Origin of the sequence: Tenacibaculum ascidiaceicola (assembly GCF_047470925.1) — a bacterium.
Taxonomy (GTDB): domain Bacteria; phylum Bacteroidota; class Bacteroidia; order Flavobacteriales; family Flavobacteriaceae; genus Polaribacter; species Polaribacter discolor.
The window spans coordinates 177,279-196,376 of the sequence record NZ_JAZKJP010000010.1 but is presented as its reverse complement, the minus strand read 5'-3'; the positions used below and the strand labels follow the sequence as shown (position 1 = coordinate 196,376).

General features: G+C 30.1%; 20 protein-coding genes. 15 read left to right on the top strand and 5 right to left on the bottom strand.

Annotation, left to right across the window (positions count from 1 at the left end):
- Nucleotides 1-72 precede the first annotated feature (72 nt).
- Nucleotides 73-1,089: a glycosyltransferase family protein gene (locus tag VBY68_RS10680; RefSeq protein WP_415269712.1), complete on the top strand. Its 1,017-nt coding sequence runs from the start codon at nucleotides 73-75 to the stop codon at nucleotides 1,087-1,089.
- On the opposite strand, the gene VBY68_RS10675 is transcribed toward VBY68_RS10680, so the two are convergent.
- A complete protein-coding gene (locus VBY68_RS10675; protein WP_028892678.1) occupies nucleotides 1,076-1,741 on the bottom strand; it encodes a uracil-DNA glycosylase in 666 nt (221 codons plus the stop codon). The genes VBY68_RS10680 and VBY68_RS10675 overlap by 14 nt on opposite strands.
- A 37-nt stretch (nucleotides 1,742-1,778) precedes the next feature.
- On the opposite strand from VBY68_RS10675, the gene VBY68_RS10670 reads away from it, so the two are divergent.
- Nucleotides 1,779-3,986: an endonuclease MutS2 gene (locus VBY68_RS10670; RefSeq protein ID WP_415269711.1), complete on the top strand. Its 2,208-nt coding sequence runs from the start codon at nucleotides 1,779-1,781 to the stop codon at nucleotides 3,984-3,986.
- Nucleotides 3,987-4,143: 157 nt separating this feature from the next.
- On the top strand, nucleotides 4,144-4,398 hold the full coding sequence (locus VBY68_RS10665; RefSeq protein ID WP_415269710.1) for a 5-carboxymethyl-2-hydroxymuconate Delta-isomerase: 255 nt from the start codon (nucleotides 4,144-4,146) through the stop codon (nucleotides 4,396-4,398).
- A 162-nt stretch (nucleotides 4,399-4,560) separates the two neighbouring features.
- On the opposite strand, the gene VBY68_RS10660 is transcribed toward VBY68_RS10665, so the two are convergent.
- On the bottom strand, nucleotides 4,561-4,764 hold the full coding sequence (locus VBY68_RS10660) for a hypothetical protein (protein WP_415269709.1): 204 nt from the start codon (nucleotides 4,762-4,764) through the stop codon (nucleotides 4,561-4,563).
- A gap of 50 nt (nucleotides 4,765-4,814) precedes the next feature.
- On the opposite strand from VBY68_RS10660, the gene VBY68_RS10655 reads away from it, so the two are divergent.
- Nucleotides 4,815-5,555 carry a DUF3108 domain-containing protein gene (locus VBY68_RS10655; protein ID WP_099216382.1) on the top strand — a complete coding sequence of 247 codons (741 nt, stop codon included), beginning with the start codon at nucleotides 4,815-4,817 and terminating at the stop codon, nucleotides 5,553-5,555.
- Nucleotides 5,556-5,670: 115 nt separating this feature from the next.
- Here the strand turns inward: VBY68_RS10655 and hutH are convergent, their stop codons facing one another.
- Nucleotides 5,671-7,176, bottom strand: coding sequence for a histidine ammonia-lyase (gene hutH / locus VBY68_RS10650; protein ID WP_415269708.1), 1,506 nt, complete (start codon nucleotides 7,174-7,176; stop codon nucleotides 5,671-5,673).
- Between the two features lie 168 nt (nucleotides 7,177-7,344).
- On the opposite strand from hutH, the gene VBY68_RS10645 reads away from it, so the two are divergent.
- Nucleotides 7,345-8,739, top strand: a complete 1,395-nt coding sequence (locus VBY68_RS10645) for a TlpA family protein disulfide reductase (protein WP_415269707.1) — start codon at nucleotides 7,345-7,347, stop codon at nucleotides 8,737-8,739.
- 75 nt (nucleotides 8,740-8,814) lie between these two features.
- Here the strand turns inward: VBY68_RS10645 and VBY68_RS10640 are convergent, their stop codons facing one another.
- Both VBY68_RS10640 and VBY68_RS10635 read right to left on the bottom strand, forming a co-directional pair.
- Nucleotides 8,815-9,615 (bottom strand): TIGR00266 family protein, encoded by an 801-nt coding sequence (locus VBY68_RS10640; RefSeq protein ID WP_099216379.1) that lies wholly within the window; start codon nucleotides 9,613-9,615, stop codon nucleotides 8,815-8,817.
- Nucleotides 9,616-9,657: 42 nt separating this feature from the next.
- The gene (locus VBY68_RS10635) at nucleotides 9,658-10,113 is read right to left on the bottom strand and encodes a DUF4442 domain-containing protein (RefSeq protein ID WP_099216478.1); all 456 of its coding nucleotides are present in this window, start codon (nucleotides 10,111-10,113) and stop codon (nucleotides 9,658-9,660) included.
- A gap of 154 nt (nucleotides 10,114-10,267) precedes the next feature.
- On the opposite strand from VBY68_RS10635, the gene VBY68_RS10630 reads away from it, so the two are divergent.
- From VBY68_RS10630 to VBY68_RS10585, 10 genes are all read left to right on the top strand, one after another.
- Entirely contained in the window at nucleotides 10,268-10,696 is a 429-nt protein-coding gene (locus VBY68_RS10630) for a DUF4870 domain-containing protein (RefSeq protein WP_121147127.1), read from the top strand.
- Nucleotides 10,697-10,713: 17 nt separating this feature from the next.
- Nucleotides 10,714-11,058, top strand: a complete 345-nt coding sequence (locus VBY68_RS10625; protein WP_028890785.1) for a PadR family transcriptional regulator — start codon at nucleotides 10,714-10,716, stop codon at nucleotides 11,056-11,058.
- Nucleotides 11,051-13,024: a PspC domain-containing protein gene (locus VBY68_RS10620; RefSeq protein ID WP_415269706.1), complete on the top strand. Its 1,974-nt coding sequence runs from the start codon at nucleotides 11,051-11,053 to the stop codon at nucleotides 13,022-13,024. Before VBY68_RS10625 ends, VBY68_RS10620 begins: the two co-directional genes overlap by 8 nt.
- A 19-nt stretch (nucleotides 13,025-13,043) precedes the next feature.
- The gene (locus VBY68_RS10615) at nucleotides 13,044-13,550 is read left to right on the top strand and encodes a nuclear transport factor 2 family protein (RefSeq protein ID WP_415269705.1); all 507 of its coding nucleotides are present in this window, start codon (nucleotides 13,044-13,046) and stop codon (nucleotides 13,548-13,550) included.
- Nucleotides 13,551-13,634: 84 nt separating this feature from the next.
- Nucleotides 13,635-14,981, top strand: a complete 1,347-nt coding sequence (locus VBY68_RS10610) for a serine hydrolase domain-containing protein (RefSeq protein ID WP_415269704.1) — start codon at nucleotides 13,635-13,637, stop codon at nucleotides 14,979-14,981.
- A gap of 158 nt (nucleotides 14,982-15,139) precedes the next feature.
- A complete protein-coding gene (locus tag VBY68_RS10605) occupies nucleotides 15,140-15,757 on the top strand; it encodes a MarC family protein (protein WP_099216476.1) in 618 nt (205 codons plus the stop codon).
- Nucleotides 15,758-15,813: 56 nt separating this feature from the next.
- Complete coding sequence (locus VBY68_RS10600; RefSeq protein WP_121147124.1) at nucleotides 15,814-16,242, top strand: GNAT family N-acetyltransferase; 429 nt, start codon at nucleotides 15,814-15,816, stop codon at nucleotides 16,240-16,242.
- 100 nt (nucleotides 16,243-16,342) lie between these two features.
- A complete protein-coding gene (locus VBY68_RS10595) occupies nucleotides 16,343-17,635 on the top strand; it encodes a short-chain dehydrogenase (RefSeq protein WP_121147123.1) in 1,293 nt (430 codons plus the stop codon).
- 48 nt (nucleotides 17,636-17,683) lie between these two features.
- Nucleotides 17,684-18,085, top strand: coding sequence for a hypothetical protein (locus tag VBY68_RS10590; RefSeq protein WP_415269703.1), 402 nt, complete (start codon nucleotides 17,684-17,686; stop codon nucleotides 18,083-18,085).
- Nucleotides 18,086-18,131: 46 nt separating this feature from the next.
- Nucleotides 18,132-19,082: a hypothetical protein gene (locus tag VBY68_RS10585; protein ID WP_415269702.1), complete on the top strand. Its 951-nt coding sequence runs from the start codon at nucleotides 18,132-18,134 to the stop codon at nucleotides 19,080-19,082.
- Nucleotides 19,083-19,098: the final 16 nt, after the last annotated feature.

The following is a 19,098-nucleotide window of genomic DNA, read 5'->3' as shown; positions in this document are numbered from 1 at the left end:
AGTTAAGGAATGATTAGTATCTATTAAATAGATAATTTTCTGAAAACAACCAATTATAAAAAATTTAAAAAGATGAAAATATTATATGCTTTTCAAGGAACAGGAAATGGACATGCAAGTAGAGCCTTAGAAATTATTCCACATTTACAAAGACGTGGGGATGTAGATGTATTGGTTAGTGGATCACAATACGAAATAGAGCTTCCTTTCAACATAAAATATAAATTACATGGATTGGGCTTCGTTTTTGGTAAAAAGGGAGGAATCGACCTAGTTAACACTTTAAACAGCTTAAACTTAAAAAAAGTTTACCAAGAAATTAAAACACTTCCTGTAAAAGAATACGATTTAGTAATTAATGATTTTGAACCAATATCTGCTTGGGCATGTCTTTTTAGAAATGTTCCTATTATTTCTTTAAGTAATCAAAACGCTTTATTAAATGAGAAAAATTCAGCTTATCAAAAATTTAGATTAGAACGACTAATAATCAAATATTACGCTCCTGCTAAGAATAAATTTGGTTTTCATTTTAAAACACACTCGTCTTCTACTTTCTTGCCTATAATCCGTAAAGAAATTCGCTATAGAAATATTACAAACAAAGGACATTATACTGTGTATTTACCTTCTTATAGCGATGAAAAAATAGTCAAAGTACTTTCAAAAGTAAAAGACATAAAGTGGCAAGTCTTTTCTAAGAAAACAAAAGAGCATCAATTTTTTCATAATATTACAATCCTACCTATCAACGACGATGCATTTATCCGAAGTATGGCTTCTGCAAAAGGAGTAATTTGTGGAGCAGGCTTTGCAACACCTACTGAAGCGTTGTATTTACGTAAAAAACTATTGGTTATTCCTATGAAAAATCAATACGAACAACAATGCAATGCTGTTACTTTAAAAGAAATGGGAGTTACTGTTGTAAAAAAATTGAGTAAAAAACAGCTTCCTAAAATTGAAAAATGGATTAACACTAACAAAATTGTTGAAGTTCATTATCCTGATGTTACTGAAGATATGTTAGATGCTATTATTTTACCGTATTACAACAAAACTATTTTACCCGAAATTACCATTGAATAGTTGCTGAACCTATACTTTGTAAAAAATCGTTGGTTTTAGAAAAATGTTTGTTATCAAACCAATACCCTCTATTAGCACTTAATGGTGATGGGTGGCCTGAAGTTAAAATATGATGTTTATTTTTATCAATAAGTTTTGCTTTTTTCTTAGCAAAACCTCCCCAAAGTAAAAACACAACATCCTTTTTTTCTTCAGAAATTTTCTGAATTACAGCATCAGTAAATTGTTCCCAACCTTGCTTTTGGTGGCTTCCTGCCTCACCTGCTCTTACAGTTAAAGTTGCGTTTAATAACAACACTCCTTGTTTTGCCCAACGGGACAAATCGCCACTTTTTGGATATGGAATATTTACGTCCTTTTCAATTTCTTTAAAAATATTAATTAATGATGGTGGATGTGTAATACCATCATGTACCGAAAAGCACAATCCGTTTGCCTGCCCTACTCCATGGTATGGATCTTGACCCAAAATCACCACTTTTAAATCATCTAACGCACAAAAATCAAACGCTGCGAAAATATCTGATCCTTTTGGGTAACACATATGGTTTGAATATTCATTTTTAACAAATTCAGTAAGATTTTCAAAATATGGTTTCTCAAATTCAGGTTGTAAAATATTTTTCCAGCTATCATTAATTTTTACTTGCATTGTTTGTTATTTTTGTCGTGGTTTCAAATATACTATTTTGACTAAAAACATTACAGAAAAAACACTTCAAGATTTAGAGTTTACAACAGTTTTAGAACAAGTTGCAACGCATTGTATTTCAAATTTAGGAAAAGAAAAAACAATGCTAGTTCAGCCTATTTCAAACAAAAAAAAGTTATTTTTTGAATTAAATATGGTGAATGAATATTTGTCTTCTTTTGAAAACGAAAACAGAATTCCTAATCATTATTTTGAAGATATTTCTGAAGAAATTAAGCGACTCGCTATTGAAAATAGTTTTTTAGAAACAGATGGTTTCTTAAAAGTTTCATCAGTTTCAGAAACAGTAAATGAACAAAAGAAATTTTTAAAGAAGTTTCAAACCTACTACCCTACACTATTTGCTCTAAGTGATGAAGTTGAGTTCACCACGGTTATTGTAGATAATATTAAAAAAGTTATTACCCCGTATGGTGAGGTTGCGGATAATGCTTCTCCTGCTTTAAAACAAATACGAAAAGAAATTGGTTCCGTTAGAGGTAAAATTTCTGAAAGCTTTTCTCGGGCTTTGAGTAAAAACATGTCGAGTGGATATTTAGATGATATTAAAGAAACCGTTGTTGACAATCAACGTGTATTAGCTGTTTTAGCTATGCACAGACGTAAGGTTAAAGGAAGTTTGTTAGGTTCTTCTAAGTCAGGAAACATTGTTTATATCGCTCCACAAGCCACGTTGGCTTACAGCAGGGAGTTACAAAACCTTTTGTATGAAGAAAAGCAAGAAGTAGTACGTATACTAAGGTATCTAGCTACTGAAATACGTCCTTATACTCCGCTTTTAAATGAGTATGTTTTGTTTTTAACACATTTAGATTTGGTGGGTGCTAAAGCAAAATATGCTAAGAGCATCAACGGACTACTTCCTAAAATTACTAAGGAGAAAAAAGTTTTTCTAAAAAATGCTTTTCATCCTATTTTATGGCAAAAAAATAAGGCTAAGGATATTGAAACCATTCCGCAGACCATTCAGTTAAGTGAACAGCAACAAATTATTGTAATTTCAGGACCTAATGCTGGTGGTAAAAGTATTACACTTAAAACAATTGGCTTGTTACAAGTAATGTTACAAAGTGGATTATTAATTCCTGTTCATGAACGTAGTGAAACCACACTTTTCAATACTATCTTAACTGATATTGGTGATAACCAATCTATCGAAAATCAATTGAGTACCTATAGCTATCGATTAAAAAACATGCGTTACTTTTTAAGAAAGTGTAATGATAACACCTTGTTTTTAATTGATGAATTTGGTACGGGTTCCGATCCTGAGTTAGGAGGTGCTTTAGCTGAAATTTTCTTAGAAGAGTTTTATGAAAAGAAAGCCTTCGGAATTATAACCACACACTATGCCAACTTAAAAGTACTAGCTGATGAGTTAGATAATGTTACAAATGCTAATATGCAGTTTGATGAGCGTACTTTAGAGCCTTTATATAAATTGTATATCGGACAGGCAGGAAGTTCTTTTACGTTTGAGGTAGCGCAGAAAAACGGAATTCCATATAGCTTAATTAACCGTGCTAAAAAGCGCGTTGAAACTGAAAAAGTTCGTTTAGATAAAACAATCTCTAAACTTCAAAAGGAGCGAAATCGTTTACAAAAAACTTCTGAAAGTTTAAACAAACAAAAATCTAAAGGACAAGAGCATATTGAAAACTTACAAGAGAAAGAACTTAAAATACGTGAAAAATTAGAAGGTTTTCAAGAATTATACGATAACAACCAACGTATGTTATCATTAGGAAGAAATATTAATGAAATGCTTAATAAATACTTCCAAACAAATAATAAAAAAGAACTTTCTGCTAGTTTTTTCAAATGGGCAATGGCAGAAAAGACCAAGTACATAAAGAAAAACCCACCTAAAAAGAAAACTAAAACAGAAAAGAAAGAAGAAAAAGTTGCTACACAAAAACAACAGGAGGCAATTAAAAAAGTAGAAAAAGAAGTGCTTCAAAAAGTTGTAAAGGTTAGAGAAGAAAAGAAAAAAGAAGCAGAAAAAATTGCAAAAGAAAGAGCCGCCTATGTTTTTAAAGTAAATGACAGAGTTCGTTTAATTGACGGAAACGCTGTAGGGACCATTGACAAAATAGAAAAGAAAAAAGCGTTTATTAATTACGGCTTGTTCACTACGGAAGCTAAAATTGAGCAATTGGAATTAGTGGAGCGTGCTAAAAAATAATCTTTTAGCAGAAAGAAAAACATTATCTAACCACTTACAACCTAGAATTATAACAGATTCAACTTTGTTTGAATTTACTATTAATTACCTTATAGCATGTGCAACTAAAAGTTATTTGACTCATAACTTCATACAATACAACTAAATAAAAATAATTATGCCACATTTTGTAATTGATTGCTCTGAAAACATTATCAAATTAAAATCACCAAAAGAAATTATTCAAAAAGTTTATGATACAGCAGAATCAACAAATCTTTTTGACAAAAGGGATATTAAAGTAAGAATAAATCCATTTGAGTATTATACTGTAGGAAATACTAATGATGATTTCATCCATATTTTTGCTAATATCATGGAAGGCAGAAGCACTCTACAAAAAAAAGAATCTTTCAGAAAAAATTGTTACTGAATTAAAATTAATGTTTCCTGAAGTTCCAATCATTTCTATCAACATTAGAGACTTTGAAAAAGCTACTTATTGTAATAAATCTATGGTGTAAGCACACAAATAAAAAGCTCAAGTTGTAAATTTACAACTTGAGCTTTTTATGTTAATTTATGTGATGATTAGTTAATATAATTCGTCAACTTCAATAGTTAGGTTATTAATAAAGTTTTCTGCATTCTTTATATCATTATGTAATACCCTGTCGTCATTCACTACAGGCACATCTTGTCTAAACATACCTACAAAAGAAGCTAAAAACTTAAATGTACTATGTTTTCTAAAAGACAATCCTTGAGATACATTTATTAACAAGAATAAGTGTAACAAATCATTAATCTTATCTACTTATAAACCATATAATAATAAATCTATAAAACATGATAAGAGTTTTTAAATACGCTTTACTTCTTGCGCTTTCCACATCAATTAAAACTTTTGCTCAAGAAAATTTTTTAACCCCAAGTAACACAAAAATTGATAAACAGTTTGTCAAAAATGAAAGTTACGAAATGACTTGGTTTATGTTAAAGGACACTATCAAAATTGAAATTGGAAAAGTGTTCACGGATATCAAAAAGAAAAAGAAAGAAATATTAATTACCACAACAGTTAACATGAACAGATCAACTTCTAAATGGGTTGATAGCACAATTGTTAAAGCTAAAAACCTAGCTCCTATTTACCATTCTTCTTTTAACCAACAACGAGATATGGTTTTAAATTTCGGTAAAAAGGTAACGGGTTATTATTCAAATAAAAAGACAGGAGAAAAAACCATTATATCAGAAACTACCAAACAACCTTATTTTGACAGTAACTTTTACCCACAATTAATAAGATGGCTTCCTTTAAACGATTACTACTCGGCTGTAATTTCAATCTTTGATTATAATCCGCATGCTAAAACAGGGGTTATTTCTGCAACAATAAAAAATGTACAAAAGACTTCGATTAATTTAAATGGAGAAAAAAAACAGGTATGGAAAATACAAACAACAGATGAAATATCTAACAATTCGGTAGTTAGCACCTACTACTTAGATTACAAGACTCGAAAATTACTTAAACAAGACATAGACGCTAGTGGGAGAAAAATGGTAATGTTATTAAATGAATAATAACATTTATTAACACACAAGTATTCAACCATCACCATCAACCTATTTTAATAGCATAAAAAAGCTCCAACTGAAATATAGTTGGAGCTTTTTAAAAATATAATTTCACTATTCTTTAGAATAATTCTTCTACTTCAATAGTTAGGTTATTGATAAAACCTTCTGCTTTTTTAATATCATTATGCAACACTCTATCATCATTAACTAAAGGTACATCTTGTCTAAACATCCCCACAAAAGAGGTTAAGAATTCAGATGTACTATGTTCTCTAAAAGAAAGTCCCTGAGAAGCATTCATTAACTCAATAGCTAATACTGAACATACATTATCTATTACTTTTTTAGCCTTAACAGCAGCATTAGCCCCCATACTTACATGGTCTTCCTGTCCGTTACTCGATACAATAGAATCTACACTAGATGGTGTACAGAATTGTTTATTTGCACTTACAATACTAGCCGCAGTATATTGTGGAATCATAAATCCACTATTTAATCCTGGGTTAGACACTAAAAAGTCTGGTAATCCTCTTAAACCAGAAACTAACTGATAAGTCCTTCTTTCTGAAATATTACCTAATTCAGCAATTGCAATAGCTAAATAATCTAATGCTAAAGCTAGCGGTTGCCCGTGGAAGTTTCCTCCAGAAATAATAATGTCTTCATCTACAAAAACATTCGGGTTATCTGTTACCGAGTTTATTTCTGTAATAAATGTTTTCTTCACAAACTCTAATGTATCTTTTGTTGCTCCATGGACCTGAGGCATGCATCTAAAAGAGTAAGGATCTTGTACGTGTTCTTTTGGCTGTTCAATTAACTCACTTCCTTCTAATACTTCCTTAATACGTTTAGCTGTAGCTAACTGTCCGTTATGAGGACGAACCAAATGTATTAACTCATTAAATGGCTCTATTCTTCCATCAAAAGCTTCCAAAGAAACAGATCCAATAATATCTGCTAAGTAAGAAAGTTTATATGCCTTTAATAAGTTATGCACACCATAGGCACTCATAAATTGAGTTCCATTTAACAATGCTAGTCCTTCTTTAGATTGTAAGTTTATTTTCTCCCAACCAAATTTTTCTAATAAGTTTTCTCCTGAAATTCGTTCTCCAGCAACGTATACCTCCCCCAGACCAATTAATGGCAATGAGAGGTGAGCTAACGGTGCCAAATCACCTGACGCTCCTAACGAACCTTGCGTATATACAACTGGTAAAATATCATTATTGTAAAACTCTATCAAACGCTCAACAGTTGCCAGTTGAACACCTGAATGACCATAACTTAATGATTGTATTTTTAGTAACAACATTAATTTTACAACTTCTTGTGGTACTTCGTCTCCTGTTCCACAAGCATGACTCATTACCAAGTTTTCTTGAAGCTGTTGTAAATTATCTCCACTAATCTTAACATTACATAACGAACCAAATCCAGTATTAATTCCATAAATTGGATCGCTATGAGTTTTCATTTTCTCATCAAGAAATGCACGACATTTTAATATCTTTTCTTTTGATTCTTCTGATAAAGAAAGTTTTTTATCTAGTAATACAATACTATGAATATCTTCTAAACCAACAGGTTGTGAATTTATTATATGTGTAGTATCCATTTTAATATTTTTAAGGTGTACAAAGAACCAAAAAAAAGATAAAACTTCAAGCTGATTCTTTGTAAAAAATAGAGTGTCATTTAAATAAAGTGTTAATTTTTTTGATAAAAAAGTTAAAAAAAGTAACTTCGGCGCCTTAAACACCATATTCTCACTAAACATTAAACAATGAAAAAACTAGTACTTTTAGTCCTCTTAGGAGTTACCATAATTTCATGTAAAAAAGAAGAAAAGCCTGTTAAAGACTACTTGGTCTTAACTGGTAAAATTGATAACCTCAAAAAAAGAAATGTTACTTTAAATGGTTTTCAATTTGAAAAGAAAATAAAATTTGACAGAAAAACTGGCTCTTTTGTTGATACTCTTAGAATTAATAGAGAAGGTTATTACACCTTAGTTTATAATACTAAACCTATTAAAGCTGTCAATTTATATTTAACAAAGACAGATGACACAGGTATCGTATTTGATTATGATAACCCAGACTTCATTAACTTTGAAGGTACTAACAAAAAGATAAATAGTTATCTTCATGAAAAACAAAAAACTTGGCCTGAAATACTCGTTAGCGCTAATAAATACTTTGCTTTAGAAGAAGGTGAGTTTTTAGCAAAAACTAATGAATATAAAGATGCTGTAACTGAAGCTTCTATCTCAAAACAATTACCTGCAGATTTCTTAAAAAAAGAAGTTAAGAACATTGATTATGAATGTTTAAGAAACATATATAATTATCAAGATTATCACAGAACATTAACAGGAAATAAAGACTTTGAAGTTTCAGAAGATTTCCCTGACCCATTAGAAAACTTTAACTACAGTGGAGGTGACTATGCAACTTCTTACTTCTATAGAGCAATGTTAGAGACTGAACTTCAAAGGATTGCTAAGGAGAAAAACAAGGAAGGTGAAGATTTACCCTTAACTTATTTAGAAACAGTTCAAACTGAAGTTACCGACACGATTGCAAAAAATGATTTATTATACAATAGTGCTGAAAGCAGTATAACATATACTAGTGACTTAAAAGAGTTTTATAGAAAATTTATGGCGTATTCTACCAATAAAGCACATAAAGAAGAAATTACTAAAGATTACGAGTTATTAAAAACCACTGCTAAAGGACAACCTGCTCCTAAATTTAAAGACTATGTAAACTACGATGGTGGTACTACTTCTTTAGATGACTTATTAGGACAAGGAAAGTACTTATATATTGATGTTTGGGCTACCTGGTGTGCTTATTGTAAAAGAGAAATTCCTTTATTAAAGAGATTAGAGCAAGAATACCATGGTAAAAACATTGAGTTTGTAAGTATTAATGTTGACGCTAAAGGGAATGACGAAAAATGGAAAGAAACCATTCAAGATAGAGAAATGACTGGTATACAGTTAATGGCTGGAGATAGCCACTTAAATTTAGACTGGGCTCAAAATTTCTTAATTAAAGGGTTGCCTAGATTTATCATCATTGATCCTGACGGTAATATTGTAAGTCCAAACGCTCCTGCACCATCACAAGGAGAACGTTTAATCAATATGTTTGAAGAGTTAGGAATCTAAACCTTATTATCATAAACTAAAAAAAGCCGCTAAATTTAGCGGCTTTTTTTAGTTTATGATAATAAAACAATAATTCTAAAACCTATTATCTCCATCTAAGATATCTCCTAAACCTCCCAAAACACTACCTTCTCCTCTGTCGCCTTTTCCTGTTTGTGGAGCCATTGCTAACACCCTACCTGCTAATCTACTAAATGGTAATGATTGAATATATACCGTTCCAGGACCTCTTAACTTTGCAAAGAACAATCCTTCACCTCCAAAAATGGTGTTTTTTATACCTCCCACAAATTCAATATCATAATCAACATCTTGTGTAAAACCTACAATACAACCTGTATCAACTTTCAAAACTTCACCAGGCTGTAAAACCTTTTTTGCCATAGTACCTCCTGCATGAACAAAACCAATACCATCACCTTCCATTTTTTGCATAATGAATCCCTCTCCTCCAAACAGACCTCTTCCTAAACGTTTTGAAAACTCTATACCAATAGATACACCTTTAGCTGCACATAAAAAAGCATCTTTCTGACAAATAAACTTACCTCCAAACTCAGTTAAGTCAATCGGAATTATTTTCCCGGGGTATGGTGAAGCAAAAGAAACTTGCTTTTTTCCTTGACCATCATTTGTAAAAACAGTCATAAATAAACTTTCTCCTGTTAAAATTCTCTTTCCTGCTGAGAAAATCTTTCCCAACAATCCTTTCTCTTGATTGGAACCATCTCCAAAAATCGTATTCATCTTTACATCTGCATCCATCATCATAAAGCTACCACTTTCGGCAACTACTCCTTCTTGTGGATCTAATTCTATTTCTACATACTGCATTTCTTCTCCAAAAATGCGATAATCAATTTCGTGTGCATTCATAATTTTTTGTTTTATCTATTAGACATCAAAAACTTTATTTTGTTACAATTTTACTTTTAAACTCCATTCATATTCAAACTTCGAAACAGAAATACCTTCTTCATTAAAACCTTCAGATGTTACAATTACAGTTTGACCTTCACCTGTTTCAATTGCTTTTTGAATCGTTTCTCTTATTAATTGTCCTTGATTACATTCAAAGCGTATTTTTCCTGTTGCCTTTTTTGTAAAAGTCCCATTCATGTTAGTAACTAACATTGAAATTTTTCTGTTGGACGCATCAATTTCCTTCATTACCAAAATACCTGTAGATAATTCTGATGCCATCCCTTGTACCGCCCAAAACATCGATTTAAACGGATTTTGATTCATCCATCTATGGGTTACTTTAACCACTGCTGCATCATTAGTAAGAGACTTTAACCGTACTCCTGTAAAAAAAGCAGACGGTAATTTAAATAACAAAAAGATATTAACTTTTCGAGGTGTAAACTTCATTTTTTCAGTATTTACAAGCAATGTACAGCTTTTTCTTTAATTATTTCATCTGATTAAAATGTTAAAATTTGTTAATTTTTAGTACTATGTATTGCATAATACCTTTTAAAAGATATATATTTGCAATGTAAAGTATTATATAAATCATTTCACTATGCAACATAATAACCAAAACACCAATGCTTTTTTAATACATATTTCTGCTTTTGCAGGGTATTTATTTCCTTTAGGGAGTATTATTACTCCGCTTATATTATGGCAAACTTTAAAAGAGAGAAGTACTTTTTTAGATGAGCATGGTAAAGAAGCTGTTAATTTTAACATTAGCTATAGTCTATACATTTTTATACTAGGTCTTTCTTTTATTCCTTTTTTCTTCGGAAGAATTTTTAATGGATTTGACGGTGTAGATATTGACTTTGGTGGATACCACGGACATGGAGGACTGTTTGGCATTTTTGGATTTGCTTCAATAGTAAGTATTGTTGCTCTTATTAAAATAGCGCTGATAATTATAGCAGCTATGAAAGCTAACAAAGGTGAAATGTATCATTATCCACTTACAATAAAATTTATAAAATAACCCATAAACCGCATTACATGAAGATAGAAAACACAAAAGCACAAATGCGTAAGGGTGTTTTAGAATATTGCATCTTATCCATTTTACAAAAAGGAGATGCTTATACTTCTGAGATACTCTCTAGCCTTAAAAGTGCAGAAATGATTGTGGTTGAAGGAACCATATATCCGTTACTTACCCGCTTAAAAAACGCAGGATTATTAAGTTACAGATGGGAAGAATCAACCTCTGGACCTCCAAGAAAATATTACGTACTCACTGAAAATGGCGGAATGTTTTTAAAAGAATTAGACAAAACATGGCATAATTTAGTAAACGCAGTAAACCAAGTAACAAGTACAAAATCAACTAAAGATGAATAAGACAATAAATATAAACCTGGGCGGATTTTTCTTCCATATAGATGAAACTGCCTATCAGAAATTAAAACGATACTTAGACGCCATTGCTCGTTCGTTAAGTGACGATCCGCAAGGAAAAAATGAAATTATAGCAGATATTGAAGCTCGTATTAGCGAATTATTATCTGAAAGAATTACCGATGCTCGTCAAGTAGTAAATGAAAGCGATATTGAAGAAATTATTGCTATCATGGGGCAACCTGAAGATTACGCCGAAGCCGAAGAAGCTTATAACGAAAATACTTCTTACAGTTACAATAGAAACACCTCTAGTAAAAAAATGTTTAGAGATGGTGACGACAAATTTTTAGGAGGAGTGTGTTCTGGACTAGGACATTATTTTAATGTAGATGTTGTTTGGATTCGTTTAGCCTTTCTAATTTTAACACTAGCTGGGTTTGGTTTCGGAATTATAGGATACATTATTTTATGGGTTATCCTGCCAGAAGCTAAAACCACTTCTGAAAAACTTCAAATGGAGGGTGAAGCTGTAAATATTGATAACATTGAAAAAAAAATTCGTAATGAGTTTGAAAGCCTTTCATCAAAGGTAAAGGAAGGCGCCCATGATTTATCGGATAAAATTTCAAATGCTGATTATCAAAAACTACGCAACCAAACTAAATCTGGTTTTCAGGATTTCATAGACACTATGGGTAAAATTTTACTAGCTATATTCAAAGTGTTTGGTAAGTTCATGGGCGTTTTATTAATATTTATCGCTGGTATTACAATCATTTCACTACTACTAACTTTATTTTCGGTTGGAAGTTTAGAAATCTTGAATTTTGATGGAGACATGATTCATTATCCTCCTTTCTTTTATGATTCAGCAATGCCTAAATGGTTGTTAATGACATTTGTATTTTTCTTAATAGGAATTCCTTTTGTGGTCTTATTTATTTTAGGATTACGAATTTTATCTCCTAATGTTAAAAGACTTGGTATTGCTACTGTTTTAACATTGTTTGGACTTTGGCTGGTGTCTTTATTAGCAATCGGATTCTCTGGAATTGAGTATTTCACTACACATGCTTACGATGGTGCCCATGTTTCAAAACACAGCATTACATACAATCAAGAAGAGCCTCTAAAAATACGCGTGGTAAACGACGATAATATTTATTACCAACATAATTTACGTAATAGAGATAACTCTATATCTGTTCATGTGAATGATAAAGAAATGAAGTATTCTAACGATATAAATATAGATGTTCGCAAAAGCGAAACTGGTAACGCTTATATTGAAATTAAGAAAACTTCTGAAGGAAGAAAACGTAATAACGCTAATAGTAATGCAGAGGCTATTCAGTATAACTTTAAAACAGCTAACAACACTATTGTTTTTGACGCCTTTTTTATTAGCGAATACAAAAACATATGGAAGGATGAAGAAATTGACGCTGTTTTATACATTCCTGAAGGAACAACTGTATATTTTGAAGGTTCATCTCGTAACTTTTTAGATGATGTAGAAAACGTTCAAAACGTATACGATCGTGATATGGCTAATCATCATTTCAAAATGACTCCTAAAGGTTTTAACTGTTTAGATTGTGATGAAGAAGATATTAATGATAACGATTCAAACGAGAGGGATTCTGATAATGATGATGAAGTAAGTTTTTTATTTGATAGTACAATTAATAATGTAAAAGCTGAATTTATCATCTCTAAAACAACTACTGAAGATGAGCTTAACAAATTAATTGACTGGTTTAAAGATCGTAAAAACATAGATATTGATATTGTTGACTCAAAATTTAATAGTGATAGAACAATTAGTAATCTCGTTTTAGAAATTGATTGTAACGATGGCTATGTAGGAAGTATAGCTATTTCAAACGGTACATTAGATAATATATCTAAAGGTTTCCGTAGACTGTATAATGAAGAAGGAGCTTTGAGCTTTAAAACTTGGTAAACGCATAAACTGAAAAACTATGAACGATTTATTTGACTTCTTCTTTAAGGGTAACTTTTTTATGAAAATAGTTACCCTGCTATACACACTCTTGCTATCATGGGTAATGAATGGACAAGTACAAGAAATTCCAAACTATAAACCTATTGACATCGACTTGCACAAGCAAATTGTAAAAATGGATAGTATATTCTTTAACGCTTACAATACTTGTGACATTAAAACACAGTCTGATATTTTAAGTGATGATATTGAGTTTTTCCATGATAAAGGAGGCTTATCTACGTCTAAAAATGAAATTATGGCTGCCACCAAAAAGAACATCTGTGGCAAGGTTACTCGTACTTTAATAAAAGGAAGCATCGAGGTATACCCTATAAATAATTATGGTGCTGTAGAAATTGGATATCATAAGTTTTTTAATAATAGAGAACCTAACGCTAAATCAATTCCTAGCAAATTTATCGCCATTTGGAAAAAAGAAAAAAATCAATGGTTAATGACTAAAGTAATCAGCCTACATTAATTTATTGAGAATAAACAACAGGAGCTCAGATATAATCTTTTTATGAGTTTATTATTATAAACTCTTCAGTTAAAGCTAAGAAAAATGAACAAACTGATATTAATAACAGCATTTATCATACTACTCTTTTCTTGTACAAAAACCAAGAAATCTACTCTGCCTGTCAAAGAAAATTCAGAAAAGTATCAAGTCAAAATTGATAGTCTTTTGAATACTTATTTAGAAGCTAATAATTTTATGGGAAGTATAGAATTATCTTACGACGGAAAGACTGTATATAAAAATGCTGTAGGTTTTAGTGATATTAAAGCCTCTAAAAAAGTAGATTCAGTAACAAAGTACCGTATAGGATCAGCTTCTAAGATATTTACAGCAACCTTAATTTTTAAAGCCCTTGAAGAAAACAAGCTAACGCTTGATAAAACTATAGAAACATTTTTTCCGAAGCTTAAAAACGCAAACAAAATTACTATTGCTCATTTACTTCAACATAGAAGTGGTATTCATAACTTTACAAAAGATAATTTCTTGGAGTACCATACTCAATATAAATCTACTTCTGAAATGTTATCTATGATTTCGAATTACAAAAGTGATTTCGAACCAAATGATAAAGGTGACTATAGCAATTCTAATTATTTTTTGCTATCACTAATTCTAGAAAAAACATATAAATCCTCATATAAAGACCTTATTCATAATAAAATCTGCAAGCCTCTTAATCTTTATGATACTTATGTAGGTAATGAAATAAATATTAATAATAATGAAGCTTACTCGTATATCTACGACAAAGAATGGAGTAAGTTTCCTGAAACTAATATGTCTATTCTCAAAGGTAGTGGCTCAATAGTTTCAACTTCAAAAGACATTAATAATTTTATAGAAGCCTTATTTACAGGTAAGTTAATTTCAACAAAAAGCTTATCATTAATGAAAACTATAAAAGATCATTACGGAATGGGACTCTTCCGGTACAAAATTCATGATAGACAAGGATATGGACATCGAGGGCATATTGATGGTTTTAGGTCTACTTCAATTTACTTCCCTGAAGAAAAACTTTCATTCACCTTGCTTTCAAATGCTTCTAAAGTTGATGTAAATAATATATATTCAGAAACTCTCAATCTATATTTTAATGATGTAATTGTTGATATATCAGAAACTGAAATTGAAAAATTTGTAGGTAAGTATGTTTCATTAAAAGATAAAACACATGAATCTACCTTTATAAAGGACAAAAAAACTTTAATCCACTTAATAAAAGACGAATTCAAAGAACCTTTAGTTTATAAAGGAAATAACCGATTTATTATGAATCAAGTTTATGCTGAATCAATATCATTTATTTTTTCTCAAGATGGTAAACAGTTAACTTTTAAGCAAGGGGATTACAAAGATATATTAGTAAAAAAAACAACTCCGTAAAATATTAAAAACATTAGTTCATTGGTTTAGCTAACTCCGATGACACTAATACTTGGTTTTATTAGTTAAGCCAAAGCTGTACAGCTTTGGCTTTTTTCTTTTTTATATTTGATACTACACTCAAAAAAAGTAACTTCGTTATCTAACAAGTTTTAGTAATGGTAGCAGAAATAATTACAACTATCCTTTTTTTAATTGCAGTCATTGATCCTTTAGGAACAGTTCCTGTATATTTAGAGGCTACCAAACAATTAGATACATACCACAAGAAAAAAGTAGCTATCCGCGCATCATTCATTGCTTTTTTAATTCTATTATTCTTTATTGTAGTAGGGCAAATTATTTTAGAAGGAATGAAAGTTACTCTAGATGCTTTTCAAATTTCTGGAGGTGTTATTCTTTTTCTTTTCGCTTTAACTATGATTTTTGGTGAAGGAAAACCAGAATCTGAAAAACATTTAATTTCAGACTACAAGCATGTTACTATTTTTCCTGTAGCAATTCCTTCAATTGCTTCACCAGGTGCTATTATGGCAGTAGTATTATTAACTGATAACCATATATATACTATTCAACAACAAACCATTACTACCCTACTCGTTCTTTTTGTAGTAGTACTCACTATGATAATTCTTTTATTGGCCAGCCGTATACAGAAAAGGATTGGCGAATATGGTATTACAGTTATTAGTAAAGTAATGGGGCTTATCTTGGCTTCTTATGCTGTGCAAAGTATTTTAAGTGGGTTAAAAGGTTTCTTTTTTACTGCGGGTTAAACTTTATTATCCTTTTCTGTTTTTATTATATTTGAAAATTGAAAAAGAATAAAAAAATGACTATAGAAATTACCACAACTCCAAATGAGCAAGATCCTAAGACTATAAGTCAAGGAATTGTAGATTTTAATCATTCAAAAATTCCTGATCTAGAACCAATAGAAGAAGAAATCAAGTTTTTTACTTTTGCTAGAAATCAAAATAGAGATGTAGTTGGCGGAATAAGAGCTGTATGCTTTTGGAACACCTTACACATTGAACTACTTTGGTTATCAGAAGATTGTCGTGGAAAAGGAACTGGGAAAAAGTTAATTGAATCTGCTGAAAACTTCGCAAAAGATAATGGTTGTGAAAAAGTCTTTGTTGAAACTACTAGTTGGCAAGCTAAACCTTTTTATGAAAAGGTTGGCTACAAACATATTGCAACAATCAACGATAGACCCAAAGGACACTCTTCTCACTATTTAACAAAAGAGTTAGGTTAATAACTAACCATATCCCTAACTTAAATTAAAATTACCAAAAAAAAGAAAGGTTTACCCTAATTTCAAACCATTCTTTACTTCCTATTAAACACTTCTTAAAATGAGCTTAAAAAACACCTCTCTACTATTATTAATCCTTTTAACAGTTAGTTGCTTTAACAAAGAAAAAACAGACGAAGAACTACTTAAAAAAGACAAAATAGAATTAAAAGAAAACTTAGATTCTTATAAAATAGCCACTTATAAATTTGGTAAAATTCTAATCAGATCTTCAGCAGAAAAAGATACTATTTCTACAGAATTTCAGTCTTTTAAAAAAGATCTTGATAGGATCTTTAATAAAGTGGTAAAATATGATGTTGAAAACCCAGAAAGTTTATCACTCATAGATTACATTTTAATATACCGTGATTATAAAAAAATGGAAGACTTCATTATGAAAACTGATGAAGATATTTTTCCAACATTAGTAGACTCTTTTAATCTAATTTACGGAGACTCTACTAGCAAAAAAAGAGAGTATTATAAAGGAGAAGAAAAAGAATATGTTCAAAATATAGAGCACGCTATTTTAAGTGCAATTGTAATATTAAGTAAAGATTTAGGTAAGGAAGTATCGCTTTATGAATGCACAAAAACAAATCCTGAATTACTTCCTGATTCTGAAATAAAAACTCTACTACAATACTTTAGAGGCTTCTTGTTTTTTGAAAAAGGTCTTTATTATTTATCTGAAGATGAAATTTCAAGAAATATTAACTGGTTAAACAACAATAAAGATGTGGATTTACCCTATACAAGAGCTTTCTTTCAATGGGGAAATCTTGATAATAAAAGTACTCATTTAGGACTTCACTCTTTAAATCATTTATTTAGAGGTTTTGACCGATTAATGATGGAAAGAGAAATTGATGAAAAACGTGCTCTTGAAGATTTTGAAGCATTTTTAAAAGATGCTAATAAAATTGGATTAAATAATGAAATTACTTGGTCAATAGAAACCTATTTATATTTAAAAAACGAAGAAAATGAAAAAGCAATTGCTTCTTTAACCAAACTTAAAACAAGTACCCTACTCTCTTCAGAAGATAAAGAAAGAATAGACGAATCTATTGAATATGTTAAGAACAGAGAATCAGGTAAGGTCTTAAATGGTTTTTATGATAAATTCTTTTTGAGTAAAATTGCTACAAAATACATGTACTCAATTTTATCAAAGGTAGATTGGGAAAAAGTAATGAAAGAACAAAATGTACCACATACAAATGAAATATTTAAAACTATTGATAATCTAAAAAGCTTTATTGACAACCTAAAAGAGTATGCCAGTACAGAAGACCTAAAGAATAAAGGAAAGAGCCTCTGGAACAAAACAAAAGAATTAGTTAAATAATTCTATAAAAAAGAAACATACAATACATTAAACAACTTAAAAATTAAAATGGGAAAAATTAAAATTGAAAGCACAGTTGGTGCTAAAATCTATGCTAACGAAAAAGAACTAGGTCTAATAAAAAAGGAAGATAAAGAATATGAATTAGAAAATGGTGAATATGAAGTTTACGCCAAAGCCTCTTGGTGTGGTAGTCAAAAAATCAACATAAATGTTACTGATGATCAAACCGTAACTTTAACTCTTAATAGTTTTAAATATGAAGGAATTATAAGAGCTGTTATGATGGTATTTGTTGCTTTATTTATGTTTTCTAAAAGTCTTATTTTTCTAATCCTTGCAGGAATTATCATTCTATACCCTTTGTATTATATATCATTCGGAAAAGATAATTATTTAGAATTGACTGAGAAGAAAGAAAATAGTTTAGCTAACTCTCACAACATTTAATTTTTATTTTAACAAACCTCAACCTGTATCCCCCAATAAAACAGTTATGAATTACAAAATAATAAAACTACTATTTGACCCAAGAGAAACTATTAATAAAGAAGAGTTTTTATTTGGGATAATAGTTCTATTCTTTTTAGCTTTTATTTTTATTCTTGATTTTACTATAATTAATAGTGTTACGTCGATTATAAGCTCAAAAGGTGCTCTGCTATTAGCTACGCATAAAGTTATAAGACCATTTACTGTCCCTAATTTACCTGTAGGTTTTATTTTATTTTACAGCGTTTTAACTTTAACTATTAAAAGAGTAAAAGACTTAAATTCTAAGTTATGGGTAGGTGCTTTAGTTGGAACACTTATTTTTCTTTTTTTTGATGTTGTTTTTTTAAAAACAACCACTAGCCTAGGGGTCTTTTCTGACTTAATGGGAATAGAAATTGACAATCAAATAAAGGATTTTCATGTATTTAACATCCTTTTTTATATTGTTTTAGGAATAAGTTCAATACTCTTCCTTTCTGTTCTCAAAGGATCTAAACCTTATATAAACGATGTTTATAAAAAAGGAAGTTTAACTATTAATCAATTCATTAAACAGTTAGGTATATGGTACATAGCAATACTTTTTGGTCTTATCATAATTACTCTACTACTTGGCATTAATAAAAATATGACTACTTTAAGTTACGGCAGTTTTTTACCTCTCTTAATTGTAATATGTATACTTTTTATATGGTATTTAAAATTGGTTTACATGAGGTTAAAAAACACTACTTTTTCTTTTTTCAACTACTTTCTTTGTTTAATAGCTTATGTTATAAGCCTTACTTCTTTAATCATAATAATTTCTAAAGTTGATAACTTGAACTATATAAATATATCTTTAACTTTTTTCTCTGTTATTAGTATAGCATTTTCATTTATAAACCTTTCTTTATTTTTGTTAGATAAAGACTCCGAACCATTGGTATTTGGAATTGAAAAACAAGATTAATGAAACAATTTTTAAT